14 protein-coding genes and 2 pseudogenes are annotated in these 16,013 nt (G+C 69.2%); 12 read left to right on the plus strand and 4 right to left on the minus strand.

Translation table 11 applies throughout. The features are described 5' to 3' along the window. Entirely contained in the window at positions 1-1,695 is a 1,695-nt protein-coding gene (gene hutU / locus AC1DU4_RS02690; RefSeq protein WP_477837559.1) for a urocanate hydratase, read from the minus strand. Positions 1,696-1,871: 176 nt separating this feature from the next. Here hutU and hutC point away from each other — a divergent pair, with 176 nt between their 5' ends. Next, entirely contained in the window at positions 1,872-2,645 is a 774-nt protein-coding gene (gene hutC / locus AC1DU4_RS02695; RefSeq protein WP_072846830.1) for a histidine utilization repressor, read from the plus strand. Between the two features lie 51 nt (positions 2,646-2,696). On the opposite strand, the pseudogene AC1DU4_RS02700 reads toward hutC, so the two are convergent. Together AC1DU4_RS02700 and AC1DU4_RS02705 are read right to left on the minus strand one after the other, a co-directional pair. After that, positions 2,697-6,038 (minus strand): annotated as a pseudogene (locus tag AC1DU4_RS02700) (NAD-glutamate dehydrogenase); the annotation flags it as partial. Positions 6,039-6,139: 101 nt separating this feature from the next. Further along, positions 6,140-6,940, minus strand: a complete 801-nt coding sequence (locus AC1DU4_RS02705; RefSeq protein WP_477837560.1) for an IclR family transcriptional regulator — start codon at positions 6,938-6,940, stop codon at positions 6,140-6,142. 172 nt (positions 6,941-7,112) lie between these two features. On the opposite strand from AC1DU4_RS02705, the gene AC1DU4_RS02710 reads away from it, so the two are divergent. The 5 genes from AC1DU4_RS02710 to AC1DU4_RS02730 all read left to right on the plus strand — a co-directional run bounded on the left by AC1DU4_RS02710 (position 7,113) and on the right by AC1DU4_RS02730 (position 11,214). After that, positions 7,113-7,778 carry a HEAT repeat domain-containing protein gene (locus tag AC1DU4_RS02710; protein ID WP_477837561.1) on the plus strand — a complete coding sequence of 222 codons (666 nt, stop codon included), beginning with the start codon at positions 7,113-7,115 and terminating at the stop codon, positions 7,776-7,778. 14 nt (positions 7,779-7,792) lie between these two features. Continuing rightward, entirely contained in the window at positions 7,793-8,815 is a 1,023-nt protein-coding gene (locus AC1DU4_RS02715) for a MerR family transcriptional regulator (RefSeq protein WP_477837562.1), read from the plus strand. A 48-nt stretch (positions 8,816-8,863) separates the two neighbouring features. After that, positions 8,864-9,136, plus strand: a complete 273-nt coding sequence (locus AC1DU4_RS02720) for a hypothetical protein (RefSeq protein WP_477837563.1) — start codon at positions 8,864-8,866, stop codon at positions 9,134-9,136. Between the two features lie 90 nt (positions 9,137-9,226). Beyond that, positions 9,227-9,598 (plus strand): DUF4259 domain-containing protein, encoded by a 372-nt coding sequence (locus AC1DU4_RS02725; protein ID WP_477837564.1) that lies wholly within the window; start codon positions 9,227-9,229, stop codon positions 9,596-9,598. Positions 9,599-9,612: 14 nt separating this feature from the next. Further along, entirely contained in the window at positions 9,613-11,214 is a 1,602-nt protein-coding gene (locus AC1DU4_RS02730; protein ID WP_477837565.1) for a hypothetical protein, read from the plus strand. On the opposite strand, the gene AC1DU4_RS02735 is transcribed toward AC1DU4_RS02730, so the two are convergent. After that, a complete protein-coding gene (locus AC1DU4_RS02735) occupies positions 11,100-11,867 on the minus strand; it encodes a Rieske 2Fe-2S domain-containing protein (protein ID WP_477837578.1) in 768 nt (255 codons plus the stop codon). The two genes, AC1DU4_RS02730 and AC1DU4_RS02735, sit on opposite strands and share 115 nt — an antisense overlap. Between AC1DU4_RS02735 and AC1DU4_RS02740 the strand changes: the two genes are divergently transcribed. From AC1DU4_RS02740 to AC1DU4_RS02765, 6 genes and pseudogenes are all read left to right on the plus strand, one after another. Further along, positions 11,848-12,645: a hypothetical protein gene (locus tag AC1DU4_RS02740; RefSeq protein WP_477837566.1), complete on the plus strand. Its 798-nt coding sequence runs from the start codon at positions 11,848-11,850 to the stop codon at positions 12,643-12,645. The two genes, AC1DU4_RS02735 and AC1DU4_RS02740, sit on opposite strands and share 20 nt — an antisense overlap. A gap of 40 nt (positions 12,646-12,685) precedes the next feature. Continuing rightward, the gene (locus tag AC1DU4_RS02745; RefSeq protein WP_477837567.1) at positions 12,686-12,937 is read left to right on the plus strand and encodes a hypothetical protein; all 252 of its coding nucleotides are present in this window, start codon (positions 12,686-12,688) and stop codon (positions 12,935-12,937) included. A gap of 103 nt (positions 12,938-13,040) precedes the next feature. Beyond that, positions 13,041-13,172 (plus strand): annotated as a pseudogene (locus tag AC1DU4_RS02750) (agmatine deiminase family protein); the annotation flags it as partial. A 98-nt stretch (positions 13,173-13,270) separates the two neighbouring features. Then, positions 13,271-13,927 (plus strand): hypothetical protein, encoded by a 657-nt coding sequence (locus AC1DU4_RS02755; RefSeq protein WP_477837568.1) that lies wholly within the window; start codon positions 13,271-13,273, stop codon positions 13,925-13,927. Positions 13,928-13,974: 47 nt separating this feature from the next. Then, on the plus strand, positions 13,975-15,624 hold the full coding sequence (locus tag AC1DU4_RS02760; protein ID WP_477837569.1) for a GMC oxidoreductase: 1,650 nt from the start codon (positions 13,975-13,977) through the stop codon (positions 15,622-15,624). Positions 15,625-15,673: 49 nt separating this feature from the next. Beyond that, on the plus strand, positions 15,674-16,013 hold a 340-nt coding region (locus AC1DU4_RS02765; protein WP_477837570.1), incomplete at its 3' end, for a putative immunity protein.

Genomic DNA, 16,013 nt, shown 5'->3' on the forward strand with positions numbered 1-16,013 from the left:
TTACGCCTCCCGCATCGGGATGCGAACGCCGCGCTCGGCGGCGACCTGCGTCGCGTGCTCGTACCCGGCGTCGGCGTGCCGGATGACGCCCATGCCCGGGTCGTTGGTGAGGACCCGCTCGAGCTTCTGCGCGGCGAGGTCGCTGCCGTCCGCGATGCACACCTGACCGGCGTGGATGGACCGGCCCATGCCGACGCCGCCGCCGTGGTGGATGGACACCCAGGACGCGCCGGAAGCGGTGTTGACGAGGGCGTTCAGCAGCGGCCAGTCGGCGATGGCGTCGGAACCGTCGGCCATGGCCTCGGTCTCGCGGTAGGGCGATGCCACCGATCCGGAGTCGAGGTGGTCGCGGCCGATGGCGAGCGGCGCGGACAGCTCGCCGGAGGCGACCATCTCATTGAACTTGAGCCCCGCCTTGTGGCGTTCGCCGTAGCCGAGCCAGCAGATGCGGGCGGGCAGGCCCTCGAACTGAACCTTCTCGCCCGCCATGGTGATCCAGCGCTTGAGGTGCTCGTTCTCGGGGAAGAGCTCGAGAATCGCGCGGTCGGTGGCCTCGATGTCCTTGGGGTCGCCGGAGAGCGCCGCCCACCGGAACGGTCCGAGGCCCTCCTCGAAGAGCGGCCGAATGTAGGCGGGAACGAAACCGGGAAACTCGAATGCCCTGTCGTATCCGCCCTTTCGGGCCTCGTCACGGATCGAGTTGCCGTAGTCGAACACCTCGGCGCCGGCATCCATGAACCCGACCATGGCCTCGACGTGCGCGGCCATCGACTTCTGTGCCTCGAGGGTGAAGTGCTCGGGGTCCTTCTCGGCCATCGCGTGCCAGTCTTCGAGCGCGATCCCGACCGGCAGGTAGGACAGCGGATCGTGCGCGGACGTCTGGTCGGTGACGATGTCGATCGGGGCGCCCATCTCGAGCAGGGTCGGGAAGACCTCGGCGGCGTTTCCGACCAGGCCGATGGACAGCGGCTTGCGGGCGTCGCGCATCTCGACGGCCAGCGCGAGCGCGGCGTCGATGCTCTCGGCCTTGGTGTCGAGGTAGCCGTGGGCGATACGGCGGTCGATGCGGGACGGGTCGACGTCGACACAGATGGCCACGCCGTCGTTCATGGTGACTGCCAGCGGCTGCGCCCCGCCCATGCCGCCCACGCCGGCGGTGAGGGTGATGGTTCCGGCGAGGGTGCCGCCGCTGTGCTCGTAGCGACCGGTGGCCGCGAGCTTGCGCGCCACCGCGCCGAAGGTCTCGTAGGTGCCCTGCAGGATGCCCTGGCTGCCGATGTAGATCCAGGAGCCGGCCGTCATCTGGCCGTACATCATCAGGCCCTCGGCCTCGAGCTTGCGGAAATGCTCCCAGTTGGCCCAGTCGCCGACCAGGTTGGAGTTGGCGAGCAGGACCCGCGGCGCCCATTCGTTGGTACGGAAGACCCCGACCGGCTTGCCGGACTGCACGAGCATCGTCTCGTCGGACTTCAGCGTCTGCAGCGTGCGGACGATGGCGTCGTAGGCCTCCCAGCTGCGCACGGCGCGACCGGTGCCGCCGTAGACCACCAGGTCGTCGGGTCGCTCCGCGACCTCGGGGTCGAGGTTGTTCATCAGCATGCGCAGGGCGCCCTCCTGCTGCCAGCCGAGGCAGGTCAGTTCGGGGCCGCGCGGGGCCCGGACGGGCCGGGGTCCGGTGGGGGAGTGGTTGGTCATCTCGGGTCTCCTGACGATGGTGTGTGACCCCCATGACACCTGTTCGATGCGACGCGGAACAGTGCCTCCGCCGAGAATTCTCGGATACGAGACAGGTTGAGTTGAGCGCCTCCGGTCGGGTGCCGATCAGTCGGCCGATAGACTGGGGTGAAACGAGAGTGCCCACCAACGGGCGGATGTGGACGGGGATCAGGGTGGCGATTGACGAGTCCGATGTGGCGTCGCTCTATCGGGCCCGCGGGCACGAATCCGCGCCCGCCTATCAACGGGTCAAGAACCTCATTGCCGAGCAGATCGTCTCGGGCCGTTGGCCGGAGGGAGACCAGCTGCCATCGGAGAACCAACTCGTCAACAGCCTGGGGTTGTCTCGAATGACCGTCAACCGGGCGTTGCGCGAACTGAGCGCGGACGGGCTGGTCGTGCGGCTCATGGGTGTCGGCACGTTCGTCGCCGAGAAAAAGGTCAGCTCAGCACTTTTCGAGGTACGCAACATCGCCGACGAGGTGACGCACAGGGGACACCGGCATCGCAGCGAGGTGGACTTCCTCCGCGCCGAGCCCGCCGAGGCGATCATCGCGCACCAGTTGGGAGTGCCCGACGGGAGCCCGGTGTTCCATTCCCGGGTGGTGCATTTCGAGGACGATCTGGCCATCCAGGTCGAAGATCGGCACGTCAATCCGGAGATCGCGCCCGAGTATCTCGACCAGGACTTCGCCGCGCAGACGCCCAACAACTACCTGATGTCGGTCGCGCCGCTCGGCCGGGGCGAGCACGTGGTCGAGTCGGTGCTCGCGACTCCGGACGAGTGCCGGCTCCTGGGGATCGGCGAGGCCGAGCCGTGCCTGCTGATCCACCGGCGCACCTGGTCCGAGGGCAGGCTGGTGAGCACCGCGCGACTGGTACACCCGGGCTCGCGTTACCGGCTCGAGGGCACCTTCGAGACGCAGTGAACCCGGAGCGGCCGCGGTGAGCCGCGGCCGCTCGCCCCGGCGGCGATCGGCTCAGACGCTACCGACCAGGCTCCGGATCTGGCGCACCGCAACGGACATGGCCGCGACATCGACGGACGAGTTCTCGAAGATCGCGTCGAGAGTCGAGCGTGCCCGCAGGAGACGGGTGGAGTTCCGCTCCTCCCACCGCGCGATCATCTCGGCGGCGGATTCCCCGGCGCCCGCCGGGTTGCCGAGCAGGTCCAGGCACAGCGCGCGCAGGGAGCCGTAGAGCTCGTCCCGCATCGCAAGGCGGGCAAGTGAGTTCCATCGGTCGTGGTAGGCCAGTCTCGACACCGACTGCAACAGGTGCACCGCGCCGAGATGTTGGCTCAGTGCGTAGTACAGCTCCGCGACCTCGGGCACCTCTCGGCCGCTGACGTCGGCGACCTCGATGATGTCGAGCAGGCCGAACTGGTCGAGCAGCAGGTGAACCCGGGCAGCGAGATCGTGCGGGACACCGGCATCGACCGACGTGGCGACCCGCGCGTGCAGATCGGCAAGCTCTTGTCCGCGAAGCCAGTCCGGGACCATGTGTGCGTGGCGGGCGAGTCGGGGCGCGAACCTGGCGACTTCGGCGCCGATGTCGAGGGGCTGCGGCCGGTTGGCCAGCAGCCAGCGCGAGGCCCGGTCGAGCACCCGCTGGGTGTCGACCACCAGGGCATCGGTGACGGCCGTCGGCAGTCCACTCTCGTCGATGTCGGCCCACAACCGGTTCAGGTCGAAGATCCGGGCCGCGACGACGTGGGCACGCACGGCGTCGGACCCGATCGCCGCCGAGTCCTCCGCGAGGCGGAACGCGAAAGTGATTCCGCCGTGGTCGATCACGTCGTTCGTCAGCATTGTCGTGACAATCTCGCGGCGTAGCCGGTGTGAGTCCAGGTGGTCGCCGAAGCGTTCCCACAGGGCGTCCGGGAAGTACGCACGCAGCCGGTCGCGCAGCGCCGGATCGTCCGGCAGGTCACCGGCCAGCAGTTCGTCCTTGACGGCGAGTTTGACGTGCGCCATGAGGGTGGCCAGTTCCGGAGAGGTCAGCCCCTGGCGGTCCTGCGCACGCCGAGACAGCTCGCGCTTGTCCGGTAGCGCCTCGAGCACGCGGACCAGTCCGCGGTCGTTCTCCAGCCTGGCGATCATCCGGGCGTGTACGCCGAGCGCGGCGGCGGCAGTGGATCGGCTCACGCCGAGGATCCGGTTCTGGGAGCGGTTGTCCGCCAGGACGAGTCGGCTCACCTCGTCGGTCATGGAGCGCATCAGTGCGTCCCGCTCACCCGCGGCGAGGTTTCCGGACGCCACCATGCCGGCGAGCAGGATCTTGATGTTGACCTCGCGGTCGGAGCAGTCGACGCCGGCCGAGTTGTCCAACGCGTCGGTGTTGACGCGGCCCCCGGCGCGGGCGAACTCGATGCGGCCGAGCGGCGTCAGCCCCAGGTTTCCGCCTTCCGCCACGACGCGGGCTCGCAGGTCGCATGCGTCGACCCGGACCCCGTCGTTGGCCTTGTCTCCCACCTCGGCGTGGGACTCGCTCGATGCCTTGACGTACGTGCCGACGCCGCCGTTCCACGCCAGATCCACCGGGGCGCGCAGGATCGCGCCGATCAGCGCGGCGGGCGCGAGGGCGGTGACGTCGTCGGCGAGACCCAGCGCGCCTCGCGCCTCGGGGCTGATCGGGACCGATTTCGCCGAGCGCGCCCACACCCCGCCGCCCGCGCTGATCAGCGCGGGGGCGTAATCGGCCCAGGAGGAGCGGGGCAGGCCGAACAGTCGGTTGCGTTCCGCAAACGACGTCGCGGCGTCCGGGGTGGGATCGAGGAAGATGTGACGGTGGTCGAAGGCCGCGACCAGTCTGATGTGCGTGCTGAGAAGCATGCCGTTGCCGAACACGTCGCCGCTCATGTCGCCGATGCCGACGACCGAGAAGTCCTCGCTCTGGGTGTCGCGGCCCATCTCGCGGAAGTGCCGCTGGACGCTCTCCCAGGCGCCGCGCGCGGTGATGCCCATCGCCTTGTGGTCGTACCCGACCGAACCCCCGGAGGCGAACGCGTCGCCGAGCCAGAAGCCGTACTCGGCGGCGACCTCGTTGGCGATGTCGGAGAAGGTGGCGGTGCCCTTGTCCGCGGCGACGACGAGGTAGGTGTCGTCGGTGTCGTGGCGGACCACGTCGCGGGCGGGAACGACGGCGCCGGTGGCCGAGTCGATGTTGTCGGTGACGTCGAGCAGGCCGGCGATGAACTGCCGGTAGCACGCGACGCCCTCGGCGAGGTGCGCCTCGCGATCGGTGGCGTCGACGCCCGTCGGCGCGGGCGGTTGTTTCACGACGAACCCGCCCTTGGCGCCGACCGGCACGATGACCGCGTTCTTCACCGCCTGCGCCTTCACCAGTCCGAGCACCTCGGTGCGGAAGTCCTCCTTGCGGTCCGACCACCGCAGGCCGCCGCGGGCCACGGCACCGAAGCGCAGGTGCACCCCTTCGACCCGCGGCGAGCAGACGAAGATCTCGAATCGTGGCCGGGGGCGGGGGAGTTCGTCGATCTGCTGCGGATCGAACTTGAACGAGAGCAACGGCGAGCTGCCCCCACGGGTGAAATAGTTGGTGCGCAGGGTGTTTCGGATGAGTGTCGTGAAGGCGCGCAGGATGCGGTCCTCGTCGAGGCTGACCACGCTGCCGAGTGCGTCGTCGAGCCGGCCGGTCAGCGCGTCCTGCCGCTCCTCGTCGTTCGCGGCCGGGTCGAAGCGGGCTCCGAACAGCTCGACCAGCAACCGGGCGGACTCGGGGTGTGCGGAGAGGACCTCCGCGATCCTCACCTGGCTGTACGGAAAACTGGCCTGGCGCAGGTATTTTGCATAGGCGCGCAGCATCGACGCCTGCCGCCAGGTCAGACCCGCGCGCAGCACCAGGTGGTTGAAGGTGTCGACCTCTGCATCGCCGCGCCATGCCGCGGCGAAGGCGTCGGTGAATCGTGCGGCCATGCCGGGGTCGGACGGGGCGGGATCGACGTCGAGGGCGAGGCCGAAGTCGTAGATCCAGCAGTGGCTGCCGGCCGAGTCGGCCATCGGGTAGGGGCGCTCGTCGAGCACCTCGACGCCGAGAGATTGGATCACGGGCAGGATTCGGCTGAGCGAGACTGCTGCTCCGTCGATGTAGAGCGTCAGGCGCAGGTGGCCCCGTGCGGCGCCCGTCGGCGGGTGCAGGGCCACCTCGAACGAGTCGGAGCGCAACCCCTCGATTCGGGTGACGTCCGCGACGGCGCGTTCGGGGTCGAAGTCGTGTTTGTATGCCTCCGGCAGGGAGTCGGTGTAGGACTTCGCCAGCAGCGGATCTGCCATCCGGTCGCGGAAGTCGTCGTCCCAGGCCTGCGTCATCGTCGGCTTCTCCTCGTGCGGCGGCAGTTGTATATACAGGACCATACAACCATGTGAACTGCCTCACAAGGGGTCGAATCGTGGTGCCTGCTCGCTCAGCGTGGCGCGGGGACGTGGCCCGAGATGTGGGAGGTCAGGCGCTCGGCGCCGCCCAGCAGGGTCTGACCCACGGCGTCCGGCTCGGGATAGGCCAACTGTTTGCGCCAGGTGGTGCTCAGCGCCGMCACCGCACGGCCGTTGTGGTCGAACACCGCGGCGCCAACGGACCGCAGGCCCGTCGTCACCAGGTCCACCTCCTCTGCCCACCCGCGCGAGCGGGCCTCCGCGAGGATGCGGCGCAGTTCGGTCAGCGTCCGCGGGCCGAGCCCGGTCCGAGTGATGAAGTCGCCGCGCCGGGAGTACAGCGCCTTGACCTGAGCGTCGGGCAGGGCGGCGAGGATGGCGCGCCCGTTGGCGGTCAGGTGCGCGGGCAGTCGCACCCCGATGTCGGTGATCAGCGAGACCTCGGCCGCGGGTCCGGACGTGGGGCGTTCCTTGAGGAGGTAGACGGTCTCGTTGCCGTGCAGGATCCCGAGGTGCACGGCCTGTCCGAGTTGCATGGCCAGTCGGTGCAGGATCGGCTGCGCGAGCCGCTCGAGCGGCTCGTGGCGCAGGTAGGCAGAGCCGATCTCGAAGGACGTCACCCCGAGCCCGTACGCCTGCTCGCCCGGCACGTACACCACGAAGCCGCGCTCCACCAGCACGGACAGAATGTGGTACACCGACGAACGCGGCAGATCCAGGTCGCGGGCGAGCGCGGCCGCCTGCACCGGACCCGGGCGCTGCGCGAGTCGCACCAGGATGTCGAGGGCGCGACCGACCGCCGGCGATGCGCTGGAACTCGCTGGCCTGACCACGCTGCCGATTCTGCCAGCCTGGGCGCGATCGTCACCGAGCTCGGCCCGAGCGGTCGTGTCATACGGATTTGGATTGGTTCCAGCGGCGTGTCCTGCATGCTGACCATTGGGCCCCTGACGCCGGGACTTGACCCTGACACAGTGACAAGGACTCGAATGGTCGACGAAGGAGGTGGTTGTCGTGAACACAACCAACCGCGGTGGGCCGAATGCCTACCTCGTCGACGCCCTGGCCGCAGCCGACCCGTCGGCTCGGCTGCGGGCGGCACTCGCCGCAGGCACGGGTCGCGATCCCGGTCTCACGGAAACTCTCGTCGCTCGGTGTGCCGTCGAACCGGACTTCTTCGTCCGCGACATGCTGACCTGGTCGTTGTGCCGCCTGCCGGCCGAGATCACGGTGCCGAGACTGGTCCACGAGCTCGGGTCCGGCACCGCGCAGGCCCGCAGTCAGGCGCTGCACACCCTGTCCAAGATCGGCGATCGGCTCGCCTGGCCCGCGGCGTCGGCGCTGCTGCACGACGAGCACGACGAGGTCGCGCGCAGCGCGTGGCGGGCGGCCGTGGCGCTCGTGCCGCCCGACGACGAGGTCGCGCTCGCGGCCGATCTGGCGACCGAGCTCGGACGGGGCGACCGCGACATGCAGCTCAGCCTGAGCCGCGCGCTGGTGGCGCTCGGGGACGCCGTCCTGCCGGTCCTCGACGCGGCCGGGGCGAGTCCCGATCCGCGTATGCGTGCGCACGCGGATGCCACGAAGCAGCTCTGCCACGACCCCGACAGCGCGTTCACCCTCTCGCTCGAGATGGCGAAGCGCGTCGCGGTCACCGGCCCGGACACGTAGCGGGAGGAGACGGGATGTTGATCGGTGAGGTCTCGCGGCGGTCCGGCGTCAGCACGCGGATGTTGCGGCACTACGACACGCTGGGGTTGGTGAAGCCCACCGGCCGCACGTCCGGCGGCTACCGCGAGTACTCCGCCGACGACATCCGCCGCCTCTTCCACGTCGAGAGCCTGCGGACCCTCGGGCTGTCGTTGGACGAGGCGAGGCGCGCACTGGACGAGCCCGATTTCGCGCCGGGCGATCTGGTGGGAGACCTCATCCGTCACACGCGGGAGCGGATCGCCGCCGAGGAGGAACTGCTCACCAAGCTCGAACGCGTCGACGCCGCCTCGCCGGCGGAGTGGGACGACGTCCTGCGCGTCGTCTCCCTGTTGCGCGCGCTGGAATCGGAGTCCGGGGCCCGGCGGCAGCAGGCGATCCTGTCTCAGGACGGGAACGCGGCGCTGCCCGTCGCGGCGCTGGTCGAGGCGGCCTTGTCGGAGGACGACCCCAATGTGGCCGGGGCACTGCGGTGGTCGTTGGCGAGGGCCGGTGGTCGGGGACTCGCGGGCCTGGCCACCGGTCTCGACTCGGAGAACGTCGACGTCCGGCGTCGGGCGACTGTCGCGATAGCGGCGGTGCAGACTGCGGAGGCAACGGTGCTGCTGAGACGTGCTCTCGATGATTCCGACGCCACGGTCCGCGGGCGTGCGGCCCTCGCGCTGGGCTCTCGGGGGAGCGTCGACTCGACGCCTGTCCTCCTCGAGATGGTCGTCGAGGGGCGGCGTGATGTCGAGGCCGCCGAGGTGTTGGGCCTGCTGACGGAGGTCTCGCCGGGGGACCATGACGTCGTCGGGGTCCTGCAGGACAAGCTCGACAGTGTCGATGACGCGGGCACGCGGCTGCGAATCACGCAGGCGCTGGCGGAGATTCCCGGGCCGGCGGCACAGGAGGCGCTGGCACGGCTGGCCGACGACGGTGATCCGACGGTCGCGGGCACCGCAGCGGCGATCGTGAACACGCAGGACCGCGGACGGCGGCTGCGCCGACGGTCTTGACATGCAGTCAACCAAGCCGACCGCATCACCCGTGACCTGCTGGACGGCATGCCTTCCGAGTGCGGACCATTCACCTTCATCGGCGCGCTCGAGGGGTACTCAGTCGGCGACATCCTCTTCGACGACACCGTGACAGCCGCCGAGCTCTGGTGGGCGCCAACCCGATACGGACCCACGTGGCTTGTCCTCGGAACCGCAGCCGACGAATCGAGTTTCTGGCGACTCGTCGACGACGACGGTGACCTCAACACCCTCGGAGCCCACGGGCCGGCAACACGCCAGCGCGCCACCATCATCGGAAGTCTCGCCCAAACCAACTGAGTCGCCCGGGACCCGGTCCGCCGATCGGCGGAACGTCGGTGCTGTCTGGTTCAATGTCGCCAGAATCGGACGCGGGAGGGTGAGGACACCATGGGGACTTGGGGCAGCGGCAATTTCGACGACGACACCGCCGCCGATCATCTTTCGGACCTGACCGGCCGGCTCGTCGACGAGGTCACCAAGGCGATGTCCGGTGACGCGGTCGAGATCGAGCCGGACGAGTACTGGGGCGTCGCGGTGCCTTGCAACCTGGAGTTGCTTCACCTGCTCGCGCAGCAGCCCTACGTCGGGGTCAGCCTGCCCGACCCGGAGACCATCGTGGGCTGGAAGGACCGGTTCCTGGCCGTCTGGGAGGGGGCGATCGACGGGCTGGAGCCCAAGCCGGACTACAAGGAGCGGCGGCGCGAGGTCCTCGTGCGGACCTTCGACCAACTGGCGGAGTTGGCGAGGCGCGAGGGATGAGCACGGAGCGCACATTGACCGAATCCGAATCACCGTCCACTGCCGCACCCGGCGATGTCTTCGTCTTCCCCCTCGAACGGATTGGTCGCTACGGAGCCTGCCAGGTCGTCGCGGTCGACGAGTCCCGGGATCTCGCGACGGCCGCAGTCCTCGCTTGGACGGGCACCGAGGTTCCGGACGTCACCACGCTGGCCGGCGTGCCGCGGATGGTGCGGGACTACATGTTCTGGACCCCGGAGGAGATGTTGAGGAACGTCCCCCTGCGCGTTCCCGCTTCCTACCTTCGGATCGGTTCGCTCCCCGTGACCGGCGAGACCGTCTCCCGTGYCTACTTCGCGTGGGAGTTCGACCGGGACGTCGAGCGGCAGTGCCGCTGGGACTCGATTCCCAGCGAGACGAGGACCGCGTTCTCGGCCGCACTGGACGGTGCAGAAATGGCGCCGACACCAGGCCTCACGGACTCGCGCAGCGGTGAACAGTACGAGGCGCGCCTGGCCCATGCCCGCCGATTCAGTGACGACGCCGGCTACCGGATCGGCGACGACTTCAGCCTGGAATCGCTGCGCGCCTGGCCCGCCCTCTACCAGGTGGAGCTCCACGCGTGGCGCGACGACCTCCTGCCGTTCCTGGAAAGGTCACTGCTGGTGAAGGAACTGAGCCTCACCGGTCACGGACAACGGGAACTGGACTTCTCCCGCACGAACCTCGACCAACTCCAGATCGACATCACGGGACTACAACGACTCGTGCTCCCGCCGAGCCTCGACCACCTGACCTTGCGCGGCGAAGGCGCGGTCAACAGCTTCGACTCGCTGGACGCAATGATCGACGAGCTGAGCGCGGAGGAGCCCGCGTCGGAGCAGATGCTGCAGGTGGTCGCCGAGCGGGACGGCCGCTGGATCACAGTGAACCTCACCGGCGCCGTGCCGCCGGTGCGCGGCCTGGAACGCACGCACGGCCTGCGGATCAGCGCCATCGAGGAGCTCGCGCTCGGCGACATCGCCGAGCATTTCCCGGAGGTCTCCTGGCTCCACTTGTTCGGAGCCCCCGGCCTACTCGACGAACTCGAGGAATTGCAGAGGCTGCCGCAGCTGACGACCCTGTGGATCTGCGACCTGTTCGGCTACGACCCTTCCGACTTCCCGGGCCCCGACGAGCTCCCGTCCCTCACCGGCCTCGATCTCGACAGCATCCCCGCAGACGTCGCCACCGGGGTGCGCGCCCGGTACGCGTTGGTGCCGCGGGTCGAACTCACCGTCCGCAAACCTCGCAAACCCGAATGGCTGGCCGAGAACCTCGAGAACCCGCTCCGCCACTGGGACGGCCGTGACGGCATCCCCGATGCGGTCTCGAAGAAGGCGCGCACAGCGTTCGTCGCGGCGCTCCGTCAGGTCCGCGAGGCCTGCGGCGCCGACGAGCCCGTGCACACCGAAGCGGTCACCACGGCGGTCACCGAGTTCCTCGACACAATCGCCACTCTCAACCGCAAGCATCAATTCCTCTACACCCTGGAACGCGATGAGGTCATCGACGCCGTCGACGCCCTGACCGAAAGCCTTTCGCCCGAAGCTGGTCGCGCTCTCGAACCGCTCATCGAGGAAGCGCTGGACGACTGAACGTCAGTGAAGCCCTCCGGGTCGTGGCACACGAACAGCTGCTGGTCCCGCTCGAGGGTCGCCCACGCGCGGGTGGGCGTCGGGTGTGGTGACCCGCCAGCCGCTTCGCCGTTTCCGTCCCAGCGCCAGCGGTGGATCGGGCAGTCGATCGTTCCGCCCACGACGGAGCCGTTGCTCAGGTCGCCGCCCATGTGCGGGCAGCGGGCGTCGAGAATCCTGATCTCGCCCCGGCTGTCGGCGAACGCGACGAGCTTGGTGCCGAACACCGCGATGGCATGCGGCTTGCCATCGCGGTAGTTCTCGGCCGGTCCGAGGCAGTGCCATCCCGTCTCGACAGCGGTCAACGTGCGTCCCTTCGTTCCTGGTGTAGGCGCGCACCGTCCAGGGTCCAGTCGCGCGGCGCGGCGCGGCGTAGGCGTCGATTGACGCAAGCGTAGAAACGGCCGTGGCCGAGGTGGAACGACTTCTCCCACAGGGCGGGAGGGATCGAGCCGCGCAAGTGGTGCGTATCTGAGGGGTGGCTGTTGCCACCCCTCAGGGGACTGTTCGCATGCCGGGCACTCGACGGATGCTGGGGATCTGAAATCGACCACTCGCTGGGAGAGGCCCCTCGACCGGAAGGAACCCACCGCCATGCCACGCATCCTCGGCATCACCGTCACCGACGTACATGAACACGGGCCGCCGGGCGTCGCCTTGCCCGCCGTCGAATCAGTCCGGAAGGCGGTCCGCCACCATTGGGCCTACGCCCGGATCGGCATGTACCTGCTGCTCGCATCCCTGCCGCTGCTTGCGATCTCGGCTCACGTGTTCGGTGTGGTGCCGATGAGTGCCACCGGTCCGCTGGTGATCATTCCGCTCGCGGCCACCCTCGCCGTGTTGTGCGTGTTCGCTCCGCACCCGATCGACCGCATCGTCGGCCATGGCCTCGGCTGGGGGATGTTCGCGTGCCTGGCGTATGACGTCTTCCGCCTCGACACCGTGTATCTGCTCGGTCTCTGGGGCGACTTCATTCCGCACATGGGTACGTGGCTCCACTCGGGAACCGATGCCCGGACCGGCGCGATCGTCGGCTACCTGTGGCGCTACCTCGGTGACGGCGGCGGAATCGGAATCGCCTTCTTCCTCATCGCCCTCGCTTTCGGCCTCCAGCATCGGTCACGCCGCACCGTCCTCCTCGCGTTCGTCGGCTTCGCGGTGTTCCCCGTCTGGTCCGGCCTCATCGGGACGGTGGCCCTGTCGCCGCGCGGTCAACAGGACATGTTCCCGCTCACGCCGACGACGATCACGCTGTCGCTGATCGGGCACCTGATCTTCGGGCTCGTGCTCGGCCTCGGCTTCCTGCGTGCGCGGGACAGCCTCGGCCGGCACTGGCCGTGGCCGCCGCTGTTCCCGGTGCGGTCGAGGGCGGGTGCGGGACGGCACGTTTGAGGGTCCAACGATGCCTGGTCGCCGCTCGTACCATGTGGTGATGCGGCGCGTTCTGTTCGTCATCTCCGGGTGTGTGCTGAGCTGGGTGGTCGGTGCCGTCGTCGTGCGCCTCGGCTTGGACTGGGCGGACACCTTTCCGTACAGCGAGGCGTCCGAGTGGCGCTATCTCGGCATCGCGATCGCGGCCCTGCTCGTGGCGATCGGCGGGTCGGGGACGACGGTGCTCGTGGCGCGCCATCGCCACGCCGAGTACAAGGACACCGAATCCGGCAGGCCTGACGAGGGCTCCTGATCGCAACAATCTGGATGAGTTCCAGGTGCACGTCGCCGACCAATGGCTGTCGAGGTCGTCAATGTCGCCGCCCGCATCATCACCGAGAGTTGCGTCGTCCTCGACAACTCTGTTCCCCGGTCGCCGAATCGTGCAGATCAACATCGCCGCCATCGCCGCCGGCGGCGGCGGAATCCACCGCACCACCCGGCAGGAACCTGCGGACTGGAGCCGCGCGAGGACGTCCGTAAGGTGAGGCCTTGTGTCTGACCGAGAACTCCTCGCAGGCGCGAGCGTCATCGAGCTCGGCCCTGCCGTGGCCCGCTGACGGTAGAACCACAGGAAGGTCTCCGCGTGCCCACCCCTCAGCTCCTCGAATCGCTCCCGGACCCCGAGGAGTTGCGGCGCCGCAGCATCGTGCTGGCCGCACTCGACACGGTGATGACCACGGGCTCTCCCAAGTACATGTACCGACCCGGCTGGCGGGCCGACGAGTCGCTGGCCTCGATGGACAACGGTGCCGGCGACGAGTACTCGATCATCTTCGGTCCCAACGGAACCTACATTCGGGGATTCGACCACGAATCGGTCATGAACACCTACGACCGGGCCGAGGCCGCCCTCTGGCCCGGGCTCACCGACCACCTGCCCACTGTGTTCCGTTCCTACACAGACGATTTCACCCTCGACGGCGTGCCGACGATGACGGTGTGCCTGTGGTGGGCGGTGGGTGACTCGTCGTGGAACTGCTCGGACTTCGCCGATCCCGACGGCGATGCCTACGCGGACGGCGCGTCGTGGATGTTCGGGGCCTTGACCGACTGGACCCTGGACGGCTTCCTCGACCACGCGACCTACTACGGGTGTGAGATGAGTCCGGCTGTCGCGCACCACCTCATGGCGTCGCTCCCGCTCGCCGAGGAGCACATTGCCGTCCTGAATCCTGCGGCGGACGCGACCGGGGTCCTTGCCGACGTCGCGGCCCTCCGGTATCCCGTGCAGGCCGGCTGAACGCGCAGCGACGCCGCGCGCGGCCGTGGGCGCGTATCTTCCACCGAGTGACCACAGCCGAGTTTGCAGCACGCGTCCCGCACAGCCGACGATCCGTCCTCCGCGGGGCGGCCCTGAGCCTGGGTGCCATCGCCGCCGGATCCGTCGTCGGACCGTTGGCCAGCGCGCAGGTCGGGGCGGCGCCGACGGCGCTGCGCGGTAAGACCGCGGTCGTCGTCGGCAGCGGGTTCGGGGGCGCGGTCGCGGCACTGCGCCTCGGCCAGGCCGGTGTGCAGACCACGGTCCTCGAGCGCGGTCGGCGGTGGCCGATCGACCCGGCCGGCAACACCTTCTGCGCCGTCAACGAACCGGACCACCGGGCCGCCTGGTTCGCCGACCAGTCCCCGATCAACCCGCTGACCAAGTTCGTGCGCATCGACCGCTACCCCGGCCTCATCGACCGGGTCAAGGGCAACGGCATCGACGCGCTGTACGGGTCGGGGGTCGGCGGCGGCTCGCTGGCGTTCGGCGCGTTCACCCCGCAGCCGCGGCGCAAGGACTTCACCCAGGTCTTTCCCGCCCAGATCGACTACGACGAACTGGATCGGACCTACTACCCGCGGGCCCGGAAGATGCTGGGCACCTCGCCGCTGCCGGCCGACCTGCTCGCGCATCCGAACTACCGGGGGGCGCGGGCCTGGCTGGACTACATCGAGGACTTCGGCGGCGAACCCGTCCTGCACGACTTCTGCGTCAACTGGGACGTCGTCCGCGACGAGCTCGCCGGGCGCAGGCCCGCGTCCTACTCGATCGGGGAGGGCCCGTACGGCACCAACTCCGGCGCCAAGAACAGCGTCGACCACAACTACCTGCCAGCCGCCGAGGCCACCGGAAACGTGTCCATCCTGCCGTTGCACGAGGTGGTCGAGATTCGCGAGGTGCCGGGGCAGGACCGCTTCGAGGTGTCGGCCAAGCGGATCGACGAGACCGGCGCGGTGCTCGAACACAAGACGTTCGTCGCCGACTTCGTGTTCATGGCCGCCGGCTCGTTCTACACCAGCTCGCTGTTGGCCACCGCGAAGGCGAAGGGCACGCTGACCCGGCTGAACGACAAGGTCGGCAAGGGGTACGGCACCAACGGCGACTTCCTGATGTCGCGAGTCCTCCTGCGCCGCGACTGCGGCGCCAAGCAGGGTGGGCCCGGCGTCGCCGTCATGTACGACGACGACAATCCGGACGGGCCCATCTCCATCTCCTGGGAGGCGTCGCCGTTCCCGGACGTCGCCGGCGGCGGCATGATGGCCAACCTGATCCAGGTGATCACCGACGAACGCGGCAGCGTCGACTACAACCCGGTGACGGGCCGCGCCGAACTCAACTACCCGTTCGGCGAGGCGAACAGTGACGTCGACGCGCGCGGCAGGAACTTCGCAGGCCGCTTCCACGAGCGCACCGAGGTCCGGCAGGGTTCGCCCGCGACCGGGATCCCGGTCTACACCCGGCTGAGCGACTTCGGCTCGGGCTGCACCTGGCACGGACTCGGCGGTGCGGTGATGGGGCAGGCCTGCGACTTCGAGGGCAAGGTCGACGGGTACCCGAACCTGTTCGTCGTCGACGGTGCCCTGCTGCCGGGGTCGACGGCGCTGGTCAATCCGGCGCTGACAATCACGGCGGTGGCCGAACGCTGCCTGGACCGCTTCGTGCAGTCCCGATCGTGACGCGACGCCCTCGGGCGTTGGGCGGATGCAGGCAGAAGGAGTGCCAACCATGATCCTCCCGAAGGTCCGGGACCCTCGCTTCGTGACGATCCGACGCGGCGGGACCCTCACCGATTCGGATCACCGTCTCCTCGCCCTCTGGGCGGCATCGTGCGCGGAGCACGTCCTGGGTCTCTTCGAGTCGGCTCGGCCACAGGACCCACGGCCGCGTCAGGCGATCGAGCACGCCCGAGCCTGGGTGGGTGGCGAGGTCAAGATGATGCAGGCCCGGGCAGCGGGCGGCCATGCGATGGGCGCGGCCAGGGACCTGCGTGGGGCGCCGCGGCACGCCGCGTACGCCGCCGGCCAGGCCGGCGCCGTCGCACACGTCGCCGCGCACGAGCTCGGCG

The organism is Rhodococcus sp. P4_F5, assembly GCF_056401315.1.

Excerpts from the sequence above, each read along its gene's own strand:
- AC1DU4_RS02740 (WP_477837566.1), top strand. The coding sequence starts at position 11,848 with ATGCCACGCATCCTCGGCATCACCGTCACCGACGTACATGAACACGGG.
- hutC (WP_072846830.1), top strand. The coding sequence starts at position 1,872 with ATGTGGACGGGGATCAGGGTGGCGATTGACGAGTCCGATGTGGCGTCG.
- AC1DU4_RS02725 (WP_477837564.1), top strand. The coding sequence starts at position 9,227 with ATGGGGACTTGGGGCAGCGGCAATTTCGACGACGACACCGCCGCCGAT.
- AC1DU4_RS02735 (WP_477837578.1), bottom strand. The coding sequence starts at position 11,867 with ATGCCGAGGATGCGTGGCATGGCGGTGGGTTCCTTCCGGTCGAGGGGC.
- AC1DU4_RS02720 (WP_477837563.1), top strand. The coding sequence starts at position 8,864 with ATGCCTTCCGAGTGCGGACCATTCACCTTCATCGGCGCGCTCGAGGGG.
- AC1DU4_RS02715 (WP_477837562.1), top strand. The coding sequence starts at position 7,793 with ATGTTGATCGGTGAGGTCTCGCGGCGGTCCGGCGTCAGCACGCGGATG.
- hutU (WP_477837559.1), bottom strand. The coding sequence starts at position 1,695 with ATGACCAACCACTCCCCCACCGGACCCCGGCCCGTCCGGGCCCCGCGC.
- AC1DU4_RS02745 (WP_477837567.1), top strand. The coding sequence starts at position 12,686 with ATGCGGCGCGTTCTGTTCGTCATCTCCGGGTGTGTGCTGAGCTGGGTG.